The organism is Nocardia puris, from assembly GCF_036051655.1.
In the GTDB taxonomy this organism is placed as follows: Bacteria; Actinomycetota; Actinomycetes; order Mycobacteriales; family Mycobacteriaceae; genus Nocardia; species Nocardia puris.
This window is the reverse complement of sequence record NZ_CP107943.1, coordinates 6786589-6805659: the sequence shown is the minus strand read 5'-3', so window position 1 is coordinate 6805659 and position 19071 is coordinate 6786589. Positions and strand designations below refer to the sequence as shown.

Sequence of the window (19071 nt, the reverse complement as noted above, 5' to 3'; positions counted from 1 at the left end):
GGGTGGTTCTAGCCTCGGAAGACCTCGACGTGGGCGCCGGTCGCGATGGCGAAGATGCCGGGGCCCGCGCCGGTGCAGCCGGCGGTGATGCGGTCGCCGGAGGGGGTGAAGGGGTAGCTCAGCGTGTGGTACGGGCCGATGGCGTAGAGCGGAAACGGGCCGCTGGCGTAGAGGCCGACGCACTCGACGCGCAGCACGTAGTTGCTGCCGCCGTCGGGATGACAGATCGCCGATGCGCCGAACAGGTCCTTTTCGACGACGCAGTCCTGCGGCGCCGCCTGAGCGGCCCCGGAACCGAGGACCACCGTGCCGGCCAGGCCCGCGAGTCCTGCCGCCGCCGTGACGAATGCTTTCTTCATGGATTCTCCTCCGGTGTTCGAGTGGGTTTCGTCGGCAAGGTATTCGATGCCGACGGTGATGCGGGGACGGGTCGTCCGCCGCACGTCAGGGGAGTCGCCGCGCGAGCTGGTTCGTGGGCCGCTCACCGGCGGCCGAAGTGCTCGACGAGGCGCGAATAGCTGTCGTCGCCGTGGCCCGCCGCGAGCGTGTCGGCGACGAGCCGGCCGGTGTAGGTGGGGAATTCGGTATCGATGCCGCGCGCACGGCTTTCGGCGATCAGATCCTCGAGCGAGGGCAGGTGGTGCTTCAACGCGCCGAAGGGAGTGGCGAATTCGGCGCGATCGATCTCGCCCGCGAGCATCGGGAACAGGCCGGGCAGGCCCGCCAGCGCCGGCTCCGCCTGTTCGGCGTAGCGGACGATCGGGATTCCCGCATCGCCGAGCAGCGCCGCGGCGTGCAGGAATCCGTTCAGCAGGCCCCACATGATGTCGTGGAACGCCAGCCCGTAGACCAGGGGCACGCGCGGGTCCTCGGAGACGTGGGTCGCGCGGCCGCCGAGCGCCCGCAGGATGGGCTCGTGGCGGTCGAACACCGGGCGCGGACCGCCGTAGAAGATCACCGCGTCCGGGGAACCGATCGCGGGGGCGATGGTCATGATCTGGCCGTGCAGGTAGTCGGCGTAGTGGGCGGCCACCGATTCCGCTGCCGCCGCGGCCCGTTCGGACGGACCGTCGGTCAGGTTCACCACGGTCCGGCCCGCCAGCGCCCCGCCGACCGACCGCAGCAGATCCACGGCGATCTCGCCGCCTTGGACATTGACGATCACCAGTTCCGCCTCGGCGACGGCCGCCTCCGGTGACGCGGCCAGGCGTGCTCCCTTGGCCACCAGCGTTTCCGCCTTGGCCGCGGACCTGTTCCAGACGATCAGCGGGTGGCCGGCGTCCAGCACGGCGGTAGCCAGAGCGGAGCCCATTTCGCCCAAGCCCAATACTGCGACTGTCATGATTCTCCTTCTTCGTGGATACCGAAAGGCGTTGTCGTATAGATGGTTTCGAGGTTCTCCACGCTCATCCGGCCGAAGCGGGCACGGGCGCCGCGGTGTGATCACGCGTGTCGACCCCTCGACGTCCGCGCATCACCCCCGCCGCGAGCAGGCCGAGCAGGGTGGCCGCGGCGGCGACCACGACCGTGGTGCGCAGCCCGTCGGCGGTCGCTAGGCGCAGGGCCGTGCCGTCGAGACCGTCCAGTCCCGCGTTGGCGATGCCGACGAGGACCGCGAGGCCCGCGCCGATGCCGACCTGCATCGCGGTGTTGGCCATCCCGCCCGCGGTGCCTTGTTCGTGTTCGGCGACACCGGTTCCGGCGGCGGCGAACATGGTCGGGAAGATCGTGCCCATCCCCGCGCCGTACACCAGGATTCCGGGCAGGATCGTCCAGTAGGAGCCGTCCACGGCCATCCCGGCGGCGAGGAGCCCGCCGCCGGCCGCGCCCAGCAGCAGGCCGGTGATCAGGGTGGCGCGGATACCGGTCCGCACGATGAGCCTTTCGGCGACGAAGTTCGCGACCGCGATGACCACCGACAGGCTCAGGAACACGAGCCCGGTGACGAGTGCGCTGTATTCCCACACGTTTTGGAGGAACAGCGTGAGGAAGTAGACGACATTCTGTGTGCTGGCGCCGAACACGAAGATGACCGCGAGGGCCGGGCCCAGCGCCCGCGCCAACCGCAACGGCATGAGCGGGCCGGCACTGCGCGCCTCGATCATCAGGAACGCGCCCAGCAGCACGACCGCCGCCGCGCCCCCGGCCAGGACGGGTTTCGACGTCCACCCGGACTCGGGCGCCTGCGCCACCGTGAACACCAGCAAGGTGACGCCCACGGTGCCGGTGAGCGCGCCGGGCACGTCGAAGCCCCGCGTGCGATCGCGGGGACCGTCGGCCCGGAGCACGAAGAACGCCGCGCCCGCGCCGGCCAGCACGAGGGGGATGTTGATCAAGAACACGGCCTGCCAGCCGAACACACTGGTCAGCACGCCGCCGAGCAAGGCGCCGAGGCTGAGCCCACCGGCTCCGGCGCCCGCCCAGACCGCGAGCGCTCGGATGCGTTCCCTTCCCTCCTCGAACATGGTGTTGACCAGCGAGAGCGTCGCGGGGAACAGCAGAGCCGCGCCGGCCCCTTGGATCGCGCGCGCGGCGATCAGCGCGGCCGTGGTGGTGGCGAGGCCGCCGAGCAGGGAAGCGGCGCCGAACAACGCCATGCCGAGGACGAAGATGCGTCGTCGGCCGAGGAGGTCGGCGGAGCGTCCGCCGAGGAGCAGCAGGCCGCCGAAGAAGATGGCGTAGGCGCTGACGACCCATTGCATGGTGTGTCCGGTGAACCCGACATCGCGGGCGATGTCGGGCAGGGCGACGTAGATGATGGTGAAGTCCAGCGAGGTGATCAGACTGGAGAAGGCCAGGAGGGCCAGAGCCGCGGCCGGGTGTTTTCTCATCGGGGTCCTTCTTCGTGCTCAGAGCGGGTAGGGGCGCGCGACGCGGGCGTCGTGGAGCGCGCGGGCCCACCAGGTGAGCTGGTTGAGCAGGGCCGTCGCGGCGGCGCCCGCGCCGGCGAGGTCGAGCGGCTTGCCGGCGTCGTCGAATTTGTTCCAGCACGAGTGGAAGCTCACGGTGTCGCGAATTGTCACGGCGTGCAGTTCGCCGAACACTTGGCGCAGTTGTTCGGCGGCCCGCAAGCCGCCCGAGACGCCGCCGTAGCTGACGATGGCGACCGGTTTCGCCTTCCACTCCTCGACATAGGAGTCGATGGCGTTCTTGAGCGGGGCGGGATAGCCCCGGTTGTACTCGGGCGAGACGATCACGAACGCGTCGGCGCGCGCCAGGCGCGGCGCGAGTGCGGCGACGGCGGCGTCGGATTCGTCGAGGACATCGGAGAGCCCGGCGTCGGCCAGATCGATGAGGTCGAGGTCGAGTCCGCCGTGCGCTGCCGCGTGGTCGTGAAACCATGTGGCGACCGTGGGCCCGAATCGGTGTGCGCGGGTGCTGCCGATGATGATCGCCACGTGCACGGCATCGGTTGCGTGCATAGGATCCGCCTTTCCAGCCGAAGTCGTCGTACCCGCACGACTTTCGCGGCCCCGGCCTACACGCCCCTTACCGCCGCCCTACACGGTGATCACCCCCGGTTACGCGGGCCGTATCGTCACGGGCATGAGGTTCGGCGTGCTCGGCGCACTGGCGGTGTGGACGGAGGAGGGTGCGCCCGTCGCGATCCCGCCCGGCCAGGTGCGCACGGTGCTCGCCGTTCTCCTCGTCCATCGCGGGCGTCCGGTGTCGACCGATCGGCTGATCGATGTGCTGTGGCCGCGGCGGGCGCCCCGCGACGCGGCGAGCGCGCTCCAGGTCAAGGTCTCGCAACTGCGCGCCGCCCTCGCCGCCGCCGAACCGGACGCGCGCGCGTTGGTGGCCTCCGGCTCCGCGAGCTACCGGCTGGAGGTCGCGGCCGACGCCGTGGACGCGGGCCGGTTCGAGGAGGCGCTGGCCCATGCCGGACCGGACGCCCGGTCCCGGGCCGAGGCTCTCACGGCCGCATTGCGACTCTGGCGCGGCCCGGCGTTCGCCGACGTGGCCGACGCGGAGTTCGCGGCGGTCGAGATCGCCCGGCTGGAAGAACTGCGGCTGTCCGCGGTGGAGACCCGGGCCGAGGCGCTGCTCGAACTCGCCGAAGACAGCGATCTGGTGGGCGAATTGGCGCCGCTGGTCGCCGAACATCCCCTGCGCGAACGACTGCGCGCCGCGCACCTGCGCGCCCTCTACCGGTCCGGACGGCAGAGCGAAGCCCTGGCCGGTTTCACCGAGTTGCGCGAACGGCTGCGCACCGAACTCGGCGTCGATCCCGGCCCCGAGGTGGCCGCCGTGCACCGCGCGATCCTCGCGCAGGATCCGCTGCTCGCGCCCAGCCCGGCGAGCACGCCGACCAACCTGCCCGGCGAGCTGACCGAACTGATCGGTCGCGCCGAAGCGGCCCACGACGTGCGCGGCATGCTCGGCGAGTATCGGATGGTCACCCTCGTCGGACCGGGCGGCGTCGGCAAGACTCGGCTCTCGATCGAAGTGGCGCGCTCGCTGCGCCCCGACCACCCCGATGGCGTGTGGTTCGTCGAGCTGGCCGGACTCGACGCGAGCGCCGCCGCGCGGACGACCGTCGTGGACACCGTGCACGCGGCGCTCGGCATCCGCAACGACATCCGGTCCGCCGCCGATCCGTTCGACCAGCTGGTCACCGCGCTCGACGGCAAGCGGGTTCTGCTGGTCCTGGACAACTGCGAACATCTGGTGGCCGTGGTCGCCGAAGTGGCTGAGCGACTGATGCGTTCGGCCGCCGGATTGCGTGTGCTGGCCACGAGCCGCGAGCCACTGGGCGTGGACGGTGAAGCCGTCTACCCGGTGCCCGCGCTCGAATTGCCCTATGCGCCCGCGGATATCGGTGTGGAGGCGCTGCCGAAGTTCAGCGCCGTCCGGCTGTTCGCCGCGCGGGCGGCGGCCGCCTCGCCCGGCTTCGCGATCGATGCGGGCAACGCCGCGGCCGTCGCGGTCATCTGCCGTCGCCTCGACGGGATTCCCCTGGCGCTGGAGCTGGCCGCGGCCCGCGTGCGGGCCCTGGGCGTGCGAGAGTTGGCCGCCCGCATGGACGATCGGTTCGAGCTGCTGGTCACCGGACGGCGGGGCGGTCCGGGCCGGCAGCAGACGCTGCGCGCCGTGATCGACTGGAGCTGGGAGCAGTTGTCCGAGCCGGAACAGGCAGTGCTGCGCAGGCTTTCGGTGCACGGGGACGGATTCGGGCTCGCGGCGGCCGAAAGTGTCTGCGCGAGCGCCGATCTGCCGGGAGCCCGGGTGCCGGACCTGCTCGCGCGCCTGGTGGATCGCTCACTCGTCGCGATGAAGGACACCGATGCCGGGCCGCGCTACCGGCTGCTGGAATCGGTCGCGCTGTACTGCGCGCAGCGGCTCACCGAAGCCGGTGAGGCCGACGCGGTGCGCGGTGCGCGCAACGAGTACTACGCGGCGCTGGCGGAGCGGGCGCGGGCGTGGCTGCGCGGCGCCGATCAGCGGCGGTGGCTGGCGGTCCTGGACACCGAGTACGCGAATCTCCGGTCTGCCGTGGAGGATTCGGTGCGGCGTGGGGACGTCGAGGTCGCGCTGCGCCTGGTCGATGCCCTGGGCTGGTACTGGTTCCTGCGTGGGCGGATCAGGGAGGGTGTCCGGCTGCTCGACGCGGCGCTCGGCGCTGCTCGAGGCGCCGCACCGGCGCTGCGGGCGCGCGCCAACGGGTGGTGGTCGGCGCTCACGCTGCTCAGCGCGGGCGCGTCGGACCGGTCGGAACTGGTCGACGCGGCGGTCGCGGGATTCGACGGGGTGGACGATCCGGCCGGCCTGGCGTTCACCGAGTGGCTGCTCGGCGAGGTGCTGCTCGGCGGTGGCGACCATTCGGTCGGCGAAGCCCTCGCGCAGCGTGCCGTGGCGGGATTCCGTGCGGCCGAGGACGAATGGGGTCTCGCGGCCGCTTTGAGCAGCGCCGGCCACCACGCCCTGCTGCGCGGCGACCTCACGGCCATGCATCGCGACGCGACCGAAAGTGCCCGCCTCTTCACGGTTCTCGGCGACCGGTGGGGGCAGCTGCGGGCCGCCGAACTCCTCGGCAGGCGTGCCGAGATCGTCGGCGATTACACCGAAGCCGTGCGTCTGCGCCGCGACGGACTGCGCCGGGCCGAGGAACTCTGCCTGTGGCCGCAGGTCGCCGACATGATGTCGGGGCTCGGCCGGCTCGCGTTGCTGGCCGGCGATCTGCCCCGGGCGCGGCTGCTCCACGAACGCGCGCTCGCGCTCTCGGTGGGGCAGGGCCACGAACTCGGCCGGGTTTTCGCCGAGGTGGGCCTCGGTATCGGCGCGCGCCGTGAGGGACGACTCGACGACGCCGAGCAGCACACCCGCGCCTCCTTGGATTGGAACCGGGCCGTCGGCTACGCGCCCGGCGTCGCGCACAGCCTCGCCGAACTCGGCTTCATCGCCGAGCTGCGCGGCGATCCCGAGCGCGCCCGCGCCCTGCACGACGAAGGCCTGACCGTTGCCCGGTGCACCGGCGACCCCCGCGCGGTCGCCCTCGCGCAGGAAGGTCTCGCCGGCGCGGCCGCCCTCGCCGGGAACTTCGACGAAGCCCGCCGCCTCCTCGCCGCCGCGACGGAGGCGCGGGCCGCGGCGGGTGCGCCCCTGCCCGACCAGGAGCGTTTCGACGTGGACCGCATCGCGACGGCGATCAGTGCGGACGCGCACGAGCGTTCTTGATGCGTCGAGGGCTCGGGTTGACGCGGATATGCTGCGCCGCATCATGATCGGTGAAGCACAACGGTTGTTCCGGCTCGGTATGTTCCCGATCCGGCCTGCGGGGTGTTCTCGCGGCGGCCACGCGGGCGGCGCTCACGGAGTTGCGTTCCTGACATCCCGAACGGTTCTATGTCTACGCACTGCTGACGACGGGCGAGGCGCTGCCGCCGCACCTCGCCGTGTGCCCGCTCGAAGGTGACGGGCGCGCCGGAATCGAGCGATGGAATCCGTCCGAAAGCCCCCACGTGATAGCGGGATATGAGGGAGTGCTTCCGACACGTGGTGCTTGCGTTCGGCACCCGGGGATCTCTACATCGGATGCGGGAGGCCGTGGACGCCGAGTTTCACACTCGGTTGGCCTCGATGAAGAAGCGTTGCGTCTGCCGAACACCGTGGGACTGTCCGACTCCGGAATCGACCGGAAGGCCGTCCTTCTCCTACCGTCGGCCAATGATAACGGTATTCTTGGCCGACGGTCAGACGGATGAAGAAGCCCCCGTTCATTGCGGGCGACACCGCCGCAGCGAACCATGAGCATCGCCGTGAAGCCTGGAGTAGGCGGCGGCAACAGTGAAGCAAACTGGAGGCCGGTGCTTCTTCGCGGCGAGCAGTTGGCGCGGTCTGTTTCGATGTCATTCGCGTCGCGGTAGGTGGACCTCTGTCGGTGACTCGCCGTGCTCGAAGCGTGCGGCACGTGCGGACGCTATGGCGTTCAGTACATTGAGACCGAATGTCTTTCTTGCGGACCTTTCGTTTCGCAGATGGTGGCCGAAAACTTGGGCCCCGGTGTATTTGCAGAACTCGGTCTGCTGAAACCAATAGTCGTCGGCTATTCGGTATCGCTTGGGGGTGTAGTCGTCAAAAAATACTGCCCAGAAGGATCGTTCGTCCATTCCAGGAGCGACACAATTGAATAGCCGAAGTGCAGGCTCTCCGGTAAGCAAGATCACGGGATGTCCGGTCAGGTTTGCTAATCCGCGACACAGGCGAACATGGTCGCCCTCGAACATGTCCACGTTGCCTCCCTTGACTTCGGCAAAGGTTTCTTCCTCGTTGGGGTGCAGCAATTTGAAGTCAGGAAGATAGGGTGTACCACCGATCACGTATCCATCGGGCTCGTATTCCCATCGGATTCCGAGTACGTCGAAGAAGACAGCCCAGCGTGCCTCCAACCTCGATCTGAAGCGATACCCCTTGTACCGCGTCTCGATCGCACGCGGAGATTTCATACCGGTCCCTTCATGTCCAAGTCCTCCCAACCCTCTGCTTGCCCGACGCTACACCGGCGCACCGACACCGCTCCTTCATCGGCTGAGCAGCCGATCCGACCGACCGCCCTCGTGGATTCAGCGCGATAGAGCAATCAGTACCCAACTGCCACCCAGCGACGCGAGGCACGCGGTTCTGACGCGGAGATGTCGAAGTCCCGGCCGGGCGTCGATACCGGTTGATGCCGGAGCCTGCTCAGCAGCGACGCGTCATCGTGTACCGGGTCGTGAGCGGGCCGATTATTGGTGGCGCAGGGCGGAATGCCGTCGCTACGGTGAGCTGATGGGGACGGTCAGGCAGATCCAGGTCACCTTCGATTGCGCGGAACCCGAACGGGTCGCGCGGTTCTGGGCCGAGGCACTGGGGTACGAGCACCGAGGGGACGCGTGCGCCGATCCCTCGGGGGTGGGGCCGCGCCTGTACTTCCAGCGGGTGCCCGAGGGGAAAGTCGTGAAGAATCGCGTGCACGTCGATGTGCGGGTCGGGACCGGGCTGGTGGGTGCGGAGCGGGTCGAGGCGCTGGAAGCCGAATGCGCGCGGTTGGTCGCACTCGGCGCGAAGCGGGTGCGGCTGCTGCCTGCCGACGGCGTCAACGAGTCGTGTTTGGTGATGCGGGACATCGAGGGCAACGAGTTCTGTCTCGACTGAGTGGTCGATGACGTGGCAGGGGGCGTGCAGGCGAGGTTCTGCCGCGTATCGAGAGGAAGCGTTGGGCGCGAGCGCGATTCAACATACGTGCCGCCGGAATCCACGGATGGCGCGGGCCACGAGCACCAGCGCGACCACCCACGCGGACGCGCGGGCCGGCGACATGCGGGTGGCGGGTCCGTGCCCGGACGGCTACCGGATTCAGTGTCCGGTAGCGCGGTGTGTGGCGTCGAGATAGGCGAGGACGAGAGGCCGGTCATCGTCGCGACGCCGGGCGACGGCCAGTTCGGCGGGGGCCAGCCCGCGAACGGGACGGACGACGACGCCGTCGCGGGCGATGAGCCGGGAGTTGCCCTCGGCGAGCAGGACCAGGCCCAGCCCGGCCGCGACGGACTCGTGGGTTTCCTCCGCGCTGGCGATCTCGCCGCCGATCACGGGCGGGCGGCCCGCGCGGGCGTCGACCGCCAGCCAGAAGTCGCGCATCGGGCCCGCCTCCGGGGCGGGCAGCTGTCGTTCGCCGGGTTCTCCGCCTACAGCGCAACGAAATTCGCGTTGGAGGGCCTGTCCGAGGCGTTGGCCGACGAGGTGAAGGGATTCGGCATCAAGGTGCTCGTGGTGGAGCCGGGTTCCTTCCGCACCAACCTGTTCGGCAAGAACGCCGCGTACTTCAGCGCGAGCCACCCCGCGTATGCCGACACCGTCGGCGGCACAGAACAATTCGTGCGCGGCGGTGACGGCGCGCAAGCCGGTGATCCGGCGAAGGCTGCCGCCGCGATCCTCGCCGCCCTGGACGCCGACGAAACCCCGCTGCGCCTGCCCCTGGGCGGCGACGCCGTCGACGCGATCCTCGCCCACCTCGACGGCGTGCGGGGCGAGATCGAGCGGTGGGAAAAGGTCTCGCGCGACACGGCTTTCGACGAGTAGGTCCGCGTCAGCCGCGTGACCTGTACTCCCGCAACAGGTTGCCGCCGATGATCAGCTTCTGGATCTCGCTGGTGCCCTCGTAGAGGCGCAGCAGCCGGATGTCGCGATAGATCCGCTCGACCGGCACGTCGCGCATGTAGCCGCTGCCGCCGTGCACCTGCACCGCGAGATCCGCGACCTTGCCCGCCATTTCGGTGCAGAACAGTTTCGCCGCCGAGGGCGCGATCCGGCGGTCCGCGCCGGAGACGTACTTGGCGGCGGCATCGCGCACCAGCGCGCGACCGGCCGCGACGCCCGCGTACTGCTCGGCCAGCATCGCCTGCACCAGCTGGAAGTCGCCGATCGCCACGCCGCCCTGGGTGTTCGCGGCGGCGTAGGCGACGGATTCGTCCAACGCGCGCTGCGCCTGACCGACGGCCAGCGCCGCGATGTGCACCCGGCCGCGCACCAGCGACACCATCGCCGCCTTGTAGCCGACGTCCTCGGACCCGCCGACCAGCGCCGAATCCGGCACGCGCACACCGTCGAAGCGCACATCCGCGGTCCACGCGCCTTCCTGGCCCATCTTCGCGTCCTTCGGCCCGACGCTCACCCCCGGCGCGTCGGCGGGGACGAGGAAGACCGCGATGCCCGGATCGCCCTTGCTCGGTTCCCTGGTGCGGGCGAAGGTGACGAACAGGTCAGCGACCGGGGCGTTGGTGATGAACCGCTTCTGCCCGTCGAGGACCCAGTCGTCGCCGTCGCGGCGGGCGCGGGTGCGCAACCCGGCCGGGTTGGAACCCGCGCCGGGCTCGGTGAGCGCGAAGGAGGCCACCACTTCGCCCGAGGCGATCCGCTCGAGCCATTCCTTCTTCTGCTCGTCGGTGCCGTAGTGGACGAGCACCTGCCCGGCGATGCCGTTATTGGTGCCGAACATCGATCGCAGTGCGAGGGTGGTGTAGCCGAGTTCCATGGCCAGTTCGACGTCTTGGCTCAGGTTCAACCCCAGCCCGCCCCATTCGGCGGGTATGGCGTAGCCGAACAAACCCATGTGCGCGGCGGCGTCGCGCAGGTCGTCGGGAATGCGGTCGGCGGAGGCGATCTCGTTCTCCCGGGGCACGACGACCGTGCGGACGAACTGCTTGACCTGGGCGAGGATCGCCGCGAAATCCTCGTCGCCGACTGCGGTGCTCATGCCTGCCGATTCTCGGAGGTGCGGGCGGCCGCGTCCAGTACCGAGTCGGCTGGGACTGATGCGGATTCGGACATAATCGGCGCACCGAGTCTCAGGTGACGGTGGGGAGCACCTTTCCCGACAGCCGCAGCACCCGTTCCAGCGCCGGATCGCGATCCCCGCGCCGCCACACCAGATAGCCCAGCACGGGCGGGATCGCGATATCGGCGGCGAGTGGCACCACCCGGACGCCGTCCAAGGGCATCTGCCGGGCCGCCGCGTCGGTGGTGAAGTGCAGCCCGACGCCCGCCGCGACCAGCGCGACGCAGGTCCACGTGTCCGGGGCGGTCTGCACGATCTCCGGTACGAACCCGGCCGTACGGCAGGCGGTGGTGAACATCGACCGCACCGCCGAGCCGGAGTCGTCGGGCAGCGCGAGGAACGGTTCTCGCCGCAGTGCGGTCAGCGACACCTCCGCGAGTGCGGCGGCGGGGTGTGCGGCGGGCACCATCAGCACACCGCGTTCCCGCGCGACGGGACGGCAATCCACCTCGGCGGGTTCGTGTTCGAAGCGGGCGATGGCGAGATCGGTGGATCTGTCCAAGAGGTCGGCGAGGACGCCGGGGCCGTACCGTCCGGGGCGCACCGCCAGTGCGATGCCCGCGTACTCCTCGCGTACCGCGCAAGCCAGCCGCCCGACCATCGCCTGGGACGACGGGCCCGCGAAACTCAGTCGCACCGTGCCGATCTCGCCGCGCTGCGCCGCCGCGACATCGGCGCGCGCCCGCGCCTCGATCCGCAGCATCGCCTCCGCCGAGGCCAGCAGCGCCCGGCCCGCCGGGGTGAGTTCGACGCGGCGCGTGGTGCGGTCGAACAGCGGCGCGCCGAGATCGGTCTCCAAGGCGCGTACGATCCGGCTGAGGTGGGGCTGGGCCAGGTGCAGGCGCTCGGCGGCGCGCCCGAAGTGGAGTTCCTCGGCCACCACGCGAAAGACCTCGAGTTGGCGCAGCTCCATCCGGGGATTCTATCGGGGCCGGTCGGGCGCCGATTGCTGCCGGGACTGCCGCGCTGCGATCTCCTCCTCCGCCATCGGCGTGATCATCCGGGCGGTCATGGCGATGATCTCGGCGCGGTCGTAGCCGTCGTCGGCGAGGGCGGCGCGCAGCACGGCCGCGATGCAGGTGTTCACCACGACCGAGGTCATCACCTCGTACTCGTGGCTGTCGCCGGGGCCGAGCAACTGCATGATCAGCAGTTTGACCATCAAACGGACGCGGAGTTCGAATTCCGGCATGCCGCTGCTGTAGAACGGGACGCCGTCGGCCAGCGCCCGCACCAGCGGTGCTTCCGCGGCGACCTGCTCGGTCATCACCTCGAGGATGATGGTGATGACCTCGCGCACCGATTTCTGCTCGAGCCCGAACATGCGGGCGGTCAGGCGTTGCTCCAGCGTGTCGAGGAGGCGGTCGAGCAGTTCGTCGACGAGGGCGGAGCGGTCGGCGAAATAGCGGTACAGTGTGCCGATGCTGACGCCCGCCTCGGCGGCGATCCGGTTGGTCGAGGTCTGCGCGATCCCGCGCTCCCCGAACAGCCGGGCGGCGGCATCCAGGATCTGCCGCTTCGTCGCCACGCTGCGTTCCTGCGTCGGGCGACGACGCGGACTCACGGCCCTCGGCGGCACGAACCATCCTCCCCATCGCTCGGACGAACAGCGGCGGGCCCGAGTCTAACCACGGCGGCGCACGCCGGGGTCGTCTCACCGAAAACGTTCTGACCTGCGCCAACCATCGCCGTTCGGTGTTTGTGAACCGGCACAGATGGGGATCGAGGAGGGCGGTCAGCGGTGCGGACCGAGTGCCGCGATGCCGTCGAGGGCGCAGTGGTCGACCTCGTCGGCGGCCACCGCGTCGCTCACCCCTCGGCTCGCCGGACGAGGTCGCCGATCACCTGCGCGCGGAGCTGGAAACCCCCGGGCTGCACCGGAATCTGCTGATCATCGACGGAACCGGGCGGACGAGCCGGGCGCAGGAGAACGCGGCGGCGGTCGCCGCGGCGTTGCGGGTGGTGGGTCATGGGCGGGCGGGTGCGGGTGGCACGCGGTGCCGAGCCCGAGGTCGCCGGGGTGGAAGCCGAGGGCCTGCGGTTCACTGGCGCTCGGTGAACGGTCGGCGTCGAATGCCGTTCGGAAACCAGCATGGTCGAGTTCAGCATGTGCCCCACCTGATTTGTGGCCCGAATCGGGGTCTCGGGGGGAACGTACGCGCCGTGCGATCACAATGGTTCCGATACGCGCGTCGACGCCCGCTATCCGGACCCTATGTGTGGTCGGTGCCGCGCTTTCCGCCCAGATGGTCGGCGAAGTGTTCCTCGATCGCCCGGTAGAGCCGGAATTGGTTGTCGGGGTTGTCGAATCCGTGGCCCTCGTCTTCGGCGAGGAGGTAGCGGACGGGGATGCCGCGGTCGCGGAGGGAGGCGACGATGTTGTCGGACTGTTCCTGGGGGACGCGAACGTCGTTGGCGCCCTGGGCGACCAGCAGCGGGGTGCGGATGCGGTCGACCATGGTGAGGGGGGAGCGGGCGGTCATATCGGCCTCCTGCGCGGGGTCGTCGGGGTCGCCGACGTAGCGGAACCAGCTGTTGGCCTGGTAGGGGCGGACGAACGGCGGGAGGGTGCGCAGGAACCGGGCCAGATCCGAGATGCCCACGTAATCGACGGCGGCCGCGAAGTATTCGGGCGTGACGGTGACGCCGACGAGTGCCGCGTAGCCGCCGTAGGAGCCGCCCATGATGCCGATGCGCGCGGGGTCGGCGTAGCCCTGCGCGACCGCCCAGTCGGCGGCGTCGATCAGGTCGTCGTGCATCGCGCCCGCGAATTCACCGATCGCGGAAGTGATGTGGCGTTTGCCGTAGCCGGTGGAGCCGCGGAAGTTGACCTGGAGCACGGCGTATCCGCGATTGGCCAGGAACTGCGTCGTCGGGTCGTAGCCCCAGCTGTCCTGGTACCACGGCCCGCCGTGCACGACCAGCACGAGCGGCAGGTTCGCGGGTTCGACGCCGACCGGGAGGGTGAGGAAGGCGTGCAGCGGCAGTCCGTCGCGCGCGGGGAAGCCGACCGGCGTCATCGGGGCGAGGTCGTCGGGGTTCAGGTGCGGGTGGGGGCGGAACAGCAGCCTGCTGTCCTTGGTGGCGTGGTCGTAGAGCCACGTCACCGCCGGGTCGCGGTCGTGGACGAATTGCGCGACCCACCACCGCTCCGATTCGTCGGAGGTGAGCGTGCCCAGGACGCCGTCGGAGAGATTGGTGAGTTCGGCGTAGACCTCGGCGAAATGCGGGTCCAGCACCTCGATCCGGGGACGGTCCCCGACGAAACGCGCCGCGATGACCTCGTCGGTGCGGCGGCTGGTGTAGACGGTGGGTGGCAGCACGCCCGGCGCCATCGTGCCCGTGATGTCCAGGCTGTGGCCCGCCACGGCGGCGAGTACCGTCTCCTCGCCGGTCTCTCGGTCTACGCGGACCAGGCGCAGGTCGTCGGAGTCCTGATATGTGCTGATCAGCAAGCCCTTTCCGTCGGGAGTCACCAGTTGCGGCTGCACCCCCATCGGATACTCCGCGCCGCCCATCCGGCGCAGCACCCGTCGCTCACCGGTGCCGGGGTCGATCGCGGAGAACTCCATCGCACCGTCCTCGGCGAGTGTTGTCGCGAACGCGGGCTCGCCCTGGCGATCCAGCAGCACGGTGTCGGCGGGGTCGGCCTGCTCGTGATGCACGGTCGTCACGCCGGTCGCGATATCGATCCGGAACACGTCGATGAACATGGGGCGCCGGTTCATCCACACCAGCATGCTGCCCGGGACCGACCGGAGCGGCTCGGCCCCGAACACCCGCGACCCGGGCTCCAGCGGAGTCAGATCGACGGCGGGTTCCCCGGGCGCGTCGAGATCCACCCGGTGCAGGTGCCAGTCCTCGTTGCCGTCGGTGTCCTGGAGATACAGCAGCCATCGCGGGTCGTCGGTCCAGAAGTACTTGGTGATCCCGCGCCTGGCGTCGTGCGTGACGCAGACCGCGTCGGCGTGCTCCTCGTGAATCCCCCGCACCCACACATTCCGCCGCCCGTATTCCGGTGCGAGATAAGCGATCCTGCTCCCGTCCGGCGAGATCGTCGCCGCCGCGAACTCCGGGTCGGCGAAGAACTCCTCCACGGGAACGAGTCTCGGCAGTCCCCTCCGATCCGGGCTGCTGCCCGTGCGCGCGCTGCCGCCGTCGGCGTTCGATGTGCCCATTCTCGCCCTCTCGGTGGGTTTGGTGTTGCCACCAGTCCAAACCATGCCGTCGCGGCACAGTCAAGGGCGACGCCGGATCGGCGGCGAGGCGATGCCCGGTTCGCGGAGCGCGACGGTGGCTCCGGTGCGTCCCGTCGCCGCGGCAGTTCGGCGGCGGCGTGGCCGGCGCCGCGAAGGGTCAGCGGCCCAGCGCGTCGGCCAGCTCGGCCTTGGTCATCTGCGAGCGGCCCTTGATATTGCGCTGTTTGGCCTCGTTGTAGAGCTGGTCGCGCGTCGGGCCCTTCGGCCCGCGTTTGCCCGAACGCAGGCCGCCGCGCCGCGACGCGGACATGTCTTCGGTCGAGGACCGGCTCGCGGTCTCGGTCTTGCCCTGCTGGGCGCGATTCTTGTTGACGGTGCGCGCGCCGATCTCCTTGGCGCGCTTCGTGCTCGCACCGCGCTTCTTCGCGGAATCGCGGATGTGCTCGTACTGGCGTTCGTCCTTGTCGGTCCATTCCTTCGGCATGGCACACCTCCTGGCGACCGGCTACCCGGAGCGGGCCGTGACAAACGGCGCCGCGACGAGATCACCGATTCGGTCGCGACCGATTCGAGAGCGCGAGCCGGGGTAGCCGCACAACAGCGCCCCGCTCACGCGGAGCCCGTGCCACGCCACGGAAAGGAGCGACCCATGTACGACAGGACAGGCGACGATCTGCCGGGCACGCCGGAGGAGCCGCCGACACCGGATCGGTACGTCCACCCGCCGCACGGTGACAGCCGATTCCCCGACGACGCCCGCACCACGAGGGCGCACGCGGGCGAAGCGCTGGAAGACGGCTACAACGTGCCGGGAATCGTGCTGTGCGCGGTCGGCGTGATCGCGCTGGCGCTGGCCCTGACCGCGGCGGGATACGGCTACGCGGGGTGGGCGATCATCGCAGGCGTCGCGGCCGCGGCGGGATTGATCGTCGGAGCAACCTGGATCCTGCTGGAACACCGGCGGGTCAAGAGCCGGGAAGGCCTGTACCTGCACGACCAGCGCGGGCACTGACCATGACGGAACCGAGGCCGGGCGACCGGCCTCGGTTCGGCGTGGACATGCCTATCGATCCGGTAGTGCCTGTTCGCGCAGTGTGGTGAGGGTGCGCGACAGGACCCGCGATATCTGCATCTGGGAGACGCCGAGTTCCTCGGCGATCTGTGATTGCGTGAGGTTGTCGAAGAACCGCAGGTGCAACACCCGCCGCTCCCGCTCCGGAAGCGCGTCCAGCAACGGGGCCACCGCTAGCGTGTCGTCGATGAGCTGAAAGTGCGGGTCCACCTCGGCGAGCGCCGAAGCGATGCGATACGCCACGCCTCCGTTCGCGCCCTCGTCGTCGACGGCGATGGTGTCCAGGGAGTTGGTCCGGTAGGCATTGGCGGCGAGGAGGGCCTGGGTGATCTCGGTGAGATCGGCGTGCAGTTCGGCGGCGAGCTCGTAGGCGGAGGGGGCGCGGCCGCGGCGCTGGGAGAGGGTTTCGATGGCGGGGCCGAGGGTGAGCTGGAGTTCCTTGATCCGCCGTGGCACGCGGACGGCCCAGGTGTGGTCGCGGAAGTGCCTGCGGATCTCGCCCATGAGCGTGGGAATCGCGAAGGCGAGGAAGGAACTGCCGCGGCTGGGATCGAAACGGTCGACGGCCAGGACCAGACCGAGGGAGGCGATCTGGAGCAGGTCGTCGTAGGTCTCGCCGCGGCCGGTATAGCGGCGGGCGATGTGATCGGCCAGGGGTAGGCAGCGCCGCAGGATGGACTCCCGCAGACTGGTGTGCTCGGTGGTGCCAGGAGTGAGGGCGCAGAGTTTGTCGAGCCAGGGTTCGATGTCGTCGTAGCTGTCGCCCGCCGTGCGGCGGGGGGTGATTCGATCGTGAGCGGTCGCCGGATTCATGGCGATCCTCGCTTCTTCCGAGTCGACGGCGGCCCCGGCCGATTGCTTCAGCGCGAGGGCCGCCCGTGAGCGGGGTTCCCACGGCGGCGCGGATTACCGGCACAGCGGTCGATCGTTCGTATTTCGGATGGCGGGGAGCCGAACGTTCGTTTCCTGCGCGGTGGGCGCCGCACGATCGGACGCGAATTCCGCGAGATGGACCGAAGGGGTGGATACTCTCTCTGTGAGCATCGATGGGCTGGACCTCCCCACGACCGGGAAGACGTGTCCGGCCGGTAGTTTTCGATACTGGTTCGCTGATCAGCGGTGGGAGTGGTCGGACGAGGTGGCGGCCCTGCACGGCTACCCGCCGGGGGAGGTGGCGCCGTCGACGGAACTGCTGCTCTCCCACAAACATCCGGACGACCGCGCGATTGTCGCCGAGATCCTGCACGACGTGGTGACCGGTGACGCGCCGTTCTGCAGCAGGCACCGCATCATCGATGCGCAGGGCGTGGTGCGTCCGGTGCTGGTGGTGGGTGACCAGATGGCGGACGAGCAGGGCCGGGTCGTCGGTTCGGTCGGCTATTACATCGACCTCACCGACACGGTGGACGAGGCACGCAACGAAACCCTGGACGAGACCATGCCCGAGGTGGTTGCCGCACGGGCGGTGATCGACCAAGCCAAAGGCATGCTGATGCTCGTCTACGGCATCTCCGAGGAGCAGGCGTTCCGCGTGCTGCGGTGGCGATCCCAGGAGACGAACACGAAAGTGCGCGATCTCGCGGCCCGGCTGATCGCGACGGTGGCGCGGCAGAACGTGATCACCGCACCCACCCGCACCCGCTTCGACCACGCCCTGCTCACCGCGCACGAGTGCGAGCCGGAGGACCGGATGGGGCGGTCTGACTGAGAGACCGGCTCGAGCCCGCCGATGGACGTGCTCGCTGCGGAGTAGACGGCGCGTGAACGACCGGAAGACCCGTTCGCCGTCGCACGCCGGGCCTATCATCGTCGGGTCCGGCGCCGAAGCGTTCGTTTTCCGGATGGTTGCCGGCGAACCGTTCGCCGGCCGCCCTGGCGCCGTCTCGTCCGGGGTGCTGGAATGGGCGAACCGGCCGGTCTCGAGAACACGGGCACCGCCGGGGCGCAGTGCCGGGTCGCGGTGAGTTTCCGACGGCCCCGGCGTCTCATGCGTAGAACGCGCAGGCATCACTCGCCTCGACGCCGCGGGCGCTGCGGTAGCGGCACATGGAGGAATCAAGCATGCAGTTTGAGCCCGACCCCGCCGATCGCACCTCCTCCGTGTCCGACATGGACACGTTCGTGGTCCATTGGCCCGATCCCAGTCCCCTGGAATCCTGGTGGGCCGCCGTGATGAGAGGTGCGGTACCCGGACGCCGCGGCAGTGCGCCCGAGGGGGCGCCCGCCGGCATGAAAGCTCTCGCGGCCGTGCCGGACCACGCTACGTCAGCCGGTGGTACTCCGCTGCGGCGCGACATGGTTCCGCACCCGAGTGCCGCGGACCCGAAGCCTCCCCGACGGCGGGCCTCCTGACGCAGCGGAACAGGGCGCCACGCCGTGGCACCCTGTTCCGGGCGCGGCTGTTCACGCCGTGCTGGTCGACGCCGTGCGCAGCGCGTGGCCGACGGCGGGGAGGAAGTCGTCCAGATCCCTCGGGTTGCGCGAGGTGATCAGCGGGTAGCGGACCTCGTCGACGACCACCGGTTCGTCCGCCCACCTCGCCCCGGCGTTCTCCAGGTCGACGTGCAGCGACGGGTAGGAGGTGAGCGTCTTGCCCGCCACCACTCCCGCGCTCACCAGCAGCCACGGGCCGTGGCAGATCGCCGCGATCGGTTTGCCCGCGGCGACGAACCCGCCGACGATGCCGAGCGCGTCAACGTCGAGGCGCAACTTGTCGGCGTTCAGGGTGCCGCCCGGGATCAGCAGGAGATCGTGGTCGACGGCGGTCACCGCCGCGAGTGTGGCGTCCGGCGTGATCTCCTGTCCCGGATCCCGGTCGCCGACCAGTGTGCGGATCGCCTCGTCGGACACCGCCGCGACGGTCACCTCGGCGCCTTGGGCGCGTAACCGCTCCACGGGCACCACGAGCTCGTCCTGTTCGACGCCGTAGTTGCTGACGATCGCGAGCACACGACGATCGGCGAGAGCCTTGTCGGACATGGCATTTC

At 69.9% G+C, this 19071-nt stretch carries 18 protein-coding genes; 5 read left to right on the top strand and 13 right to left on the bottom strand.

Annotation, left to right across the window (positions count from 1 at the left end):
- Window positions 1-8: 8 nt before the first annotated feature.
- From OHB21_RS31610 to OHB21_RS31595, 4 genes are all read right to left on the bottom strand, one after another.
- Window positions 9-359 carry a hypothetical protein gene (locus OHB21_RS31610; RefSeq protein WP_067510998.1) on the bottom strand — a complete coding sequence of 117 codons (351 nt, stop codon included), beginning with the start codon at window positions 357-359 and terminating at the stop codon, window positions 9-11.
- A 122-nt stretch (window positions 360-481) separates the two neighbouring features.
- A complete protein-coding gene (locus tag OHB21_RS31605; RefSeq protein WP_067510982.1) occupies window positions 482-1342 on the bottom strand; it encodes an NAD(P)-dependent oxidoreductase in 861 nt (286 codons plus the stop codon).
- Between the two features lie 64 nt (window positions 1343-1406).
- The gene (locus OHB21_RS31600) at window positions 1407-2831 is read right to left on the bottom strand and encodes an MFS transporter (protein ID WP_195124401.1); all 1425 of its coding nucleotides are present in this window, start codon (window positions 2829-2831) and stop codon (window positions 1407-1409) included.
- An 18-nt stretch (window positions 2832-2849) separates the two neighbouring features.
- Window positions 2850-3422, bottom strand: a complete 573-nt coding sequence (locus OHB21_RS31595) for an NADPH-dependent FMN reductase (protein WP_195124400.1) — start codon at window positions 3420-3422, stop codon at window positions 2850-2852.
- A gap of 124 nt (window positions 3423-3546) precedes the next feature.
- On the opposite strand from OHB21_RS31595, the gene OHB21_RS31590 reads away from it, so the two are divergent.
- Window positions 3547-6678, top strand: a complete 3132-nt coding sequence (locus OHB21_RS31590) for a BTAD domain-containing putative transcriptional regulator (protein ID WP_195124399.1) — start codon at window positions 3547-3549, stop codon at window positions 6676-6678.
- 671 nt (window positions 6679-7349) lie between these two features.
- Here OHB21_RS31590 and OHB21_RS31585 read toward each other — a convergent pair.
- Window positions 7350-7946, bottom strand: a complete 597-nt coding sequence (locus OHB21_RS31585) for a PDDEXK family nuclease (RefSeq protein WP_195124554.1) — start codon at window positions 7944-7946, stop codon at window positions 7350-7352.
- Between the two features lie 322 nt (window positions 7947-8268).
- Between OHB21_RS31585 and OHB21_RS31580 the strand changes: the two genes are divergently transcribed.
- Window positions 8269-8634 carry a VOC family protein gene (locus OHB21_RS31580; RefSeq protein ID WP_067513575.1) on the top strand — a complete coding sequence of 122 codons (366 nt, stop codon included), beginning with the start codon at window positions 8269-8271 and terminating at the stop codon, window positions 8632-8634.
- A gap of 201 nt (window positions 8635-8835) precedes the next feature.
- On the opposite strand, the gene OHB21_RS31575 is transcribed toward OHB21_RS31580, so the two are convergent.
- On the bottom strand, window positions 8836-9117 hold the full coding sequence (locus tag OHB21_RS31575) for a LysR substrate-binding domain-containing protein (protein ID WP_084538114.1): 282 nt from the start codon (window positions 9115-9117) through the stop codon (window positions 8836-8838).
- A 69-nt stretch (window positions 9118-9186) separates the two neighbouring features.
- Here OHB21_RS31575 and OHB21_RS31570 point away from each other — a divergent pair, with 69 nt between their 5' ends.
- The gene (locus OHB21_RS31570; RefSeq protein WP_228788466.1) at window positions 9187-9558 is read left to right on the top strand and encodes a Rossmann-fold NAD(P)-binding domain-containing protein; all 372 of its coding nucleotides are present in this window, start codon (window positions 9187-9189) and stop codon (window positions 9556-9558) included.
- Between the two features lie 7 nt (window positions 9559-9565).
- Here the strand turns inward: OHB21_RS31570 and OHB21_RS31565 are convergent, their stop codons facing one another.
- From OHB21_RS31565 to OHB21_RS31545, 5 genes are all read right to left on the bottom strand, one after another.
- Window positions 9566-10732 (bottom strand): acyl-CoA dehydrogenase family protein, encoded by a 1167-nt coding sequence (locus OHB21_RS31565; RefSeq protein ID WP_067513577.1) that lies wholly within the window; start codon window positions 10730-10732, stop codon window positions 9566-9568.
- Between the two features lie 91 nt (window positions 10733-10823).
- The gene (locus OHB21_RS31560) at window positions 10824-11726 is read right to left on the bottom strand and encodes a LysR substrate-binding domain-containing protein (RefSeq protein ID WP_067513579.1); all 903 of its coding nucleotides are present in this window, start codon (window positions 11724-11726) and stop codon (window positions 10824-10826) included.
- A 9-nt stretch (window positions 11727-11735) separates the two neighbouring features.
- Complete coding sequence (locus OHB21_RS31555) at window positions 11736-12341, bottom strand: TetR/AcrR family transcriptional regulator (RefSeq protein WP_067513580.1); 606 nt, start codon at window positions 12339-12341, stop codon at window positions 11736-11738.
- A gap of 685 nt (window positions 12342-13026) precedes the next feature.
- On the bottom strand, window positions 13027-14991 hold the full coding sequence (locus OHB21_RS31550; RefSeq protein WP_195124398.1) for a S9 family peptidase: 1965 nt from the start codon (window positions 14989-14991) through the stop codon (window positions 13027-13029).
- 178 nt (window positions 14992-15169) lie between these two features.
- Window positions 15170-15496: a plasmid stabilization protein gene (locus OHB21_RS31545; RefSeq protein WP_067513584.1), complete on the bottom strand. Its 327-nt coding sequence runs from the start codon at window positions 15494-15496 to the stop codon at window positions 15170-15172.
- A gap of 165 nt (window positions 15497-15661) precedes the next feature.
- Between OHB21_RS31545 and OHB21_RS31540 the strand changes: the two genes are divergently transcribed.
- Entirely contained in the window at window positions 15662-16024 is a 363-nt protein-coding gene (locus OHB21_RS31540) for a hypothetical protein (protein WP_324191889.1), read from the top strand.
- 51 nt (window positions 16025-16075) lie between these two features.
- Here the strand turns inward: OHB21_RS31540 and OHB21_RS31535 are convergent, their stop codons facing one another.
- Complete coding sequence (locus OHB21_RS31535) at window positions 16076-16897, bottom strand: RNA polymerase sigma factor SigF (protein WP_067513586.1); 822 nt, start codon at window positions 16895-16897, stop codon at window positions 16076-16078.
- Between the two features lie 223 nt (window positions 16898-17120).
- Here OHB21_RS31535 and OHB21_RS31530 point away from each other — a divergent pair, with 223 nt between their 5' ends.
- Window positions 17121-17792: a PAS and ANTAR domain-containing protein gene (locus tag OHB21_RS31530; RefSeq protein ID WP_232331893.1), complete on the top strand. Its 672-nt coding sequence runs from the start codon at window positions 17121-17123 to the stop codon at window positions 17790-17792.
- 695 nt (window positions 17793-18487) lie between these two features.
- Here OHB21_RS31530 and OHB21_RS31525 read toward each other — a convergent pair.
- Window positions 18488-19063, bottom strand: coding sequence for a type 1 glutamine amidotransferase domain-containing protein (locus tag OHB21_RS31525; protein ID WP_067513590.1), 576 nt, complete (start codon window positions 19061-19063; stop codon window positions 18488-18490).
- Window positions 19064-19071: the final 8 nt, after the last annotated feature.

Bases quoted from the DNA above. Each gene is read 5' to 3' on its own strand.
- OHB21_RS31610 (WP_067510998.1), bottom strand. From the start codon at position 359: ATGAAGAAAGCATTCGTCACGGCGGCGGCAGGACTCGCGGGCCTGGCC.
- OHB21_RS31605 (WP_067510982.1), bottom strand. From the start codon at position 1,342: ATGACAGTCGCAGTATTGGGCTTGGGCGAAATGGGCTCCGCTCTGGCT.
- OHB21_RS31600 (WP_195124401.1), bottom strand. From the start codon at position 2,831: ATGAGAAAACACCCGGCCGCGGCTCTGGCCCTCCTGGCCTTCTCCAGT.
- OHB21_RS31595 (WP_195124400.1), bottom strand. From the start codon at position 3,422: ATGCACGCAACCGATGCCGTGCACGTGGCGATCATCATCGGCAGCACC.
- OHB21_RS31590 (WP_195124399.1), top strand. From the start codon at position 3,547: ATGAGGTTCGGCGTGCTCGGCGCACTGGCGGTGTGGACGGAGGAGGGT.
- OHB21_RS31585 (WP_195124554.1), bottom strand. From the start codon at position 7,946: ATGAAATCTCCGCGTGCGATCGAGACGCGGTACAAGGGGTATCGCTTC.
- OHB21_RS31580 (WP_067513575.1), top strand. From the start codon at position 8,269: ATGGGGACGGTCAGGCAGATCCAGGTCACCTTCGATTGCGCGGAACCC.
- OHB21_RS31575 (WP_084538114.1), bottom strand. From the start codon at position 9,117: ATGCGCGACTTCTGGCTGGCGGTCGACGCCCGCGCGGGCCGCCCGCCC.
- OHB21_RS31565 (WP_067513577.1), bottom strand. From the start codon at position 10,732: ATGAGCACCGCAGTCGGCGACGAGGATTTCGCGGCGATCCTCGCCCAG.
- OHB21_RS31560 (WP_067513579.1), bottom strand. From the start codon at position 11,726: ATGGAGCTGCGCCAACTCGAGGTCTTTCGCGTGGTGGCCGAGGAACTC.
- OHB21_RS31550 (WP_195124398.1), bottom strand. From the start codon at position 14,991: ATGGGCACATCGAACGCCGACGGCGGCAGCGCGCGCACGGGCAGCAGC.
- OHB21_RS31545 (WP_067513584.1), bottom strand. From the start codon at position 15,496: ATGCCGAAGGAATGGACCGACAAGGACGAACGCCAGTACGAGCACATC.
- OHB21_RS31540 (WP_324191889.1), top strand. From the start codon at position 15,662: ATGTACGACAGGACAGGCGACGATCTGCCGGGCACGCCGGAGGAGCCG.
- OHB21_RS31535 (WP_067513586.1), bottom strand. From the start codon at position 16,897: ATGAATCCGGCGACCGCTCACGATCGAATCACCCCCCGCCGCACGGCG.
- OHB21_RS31525 (WP_067513590.1), bottom strand. From the start codon at position 19,063: ATGTCCGACAAGGCTCTCGCCGATCGTCGTGTGCTCGCGATCGTCAGC.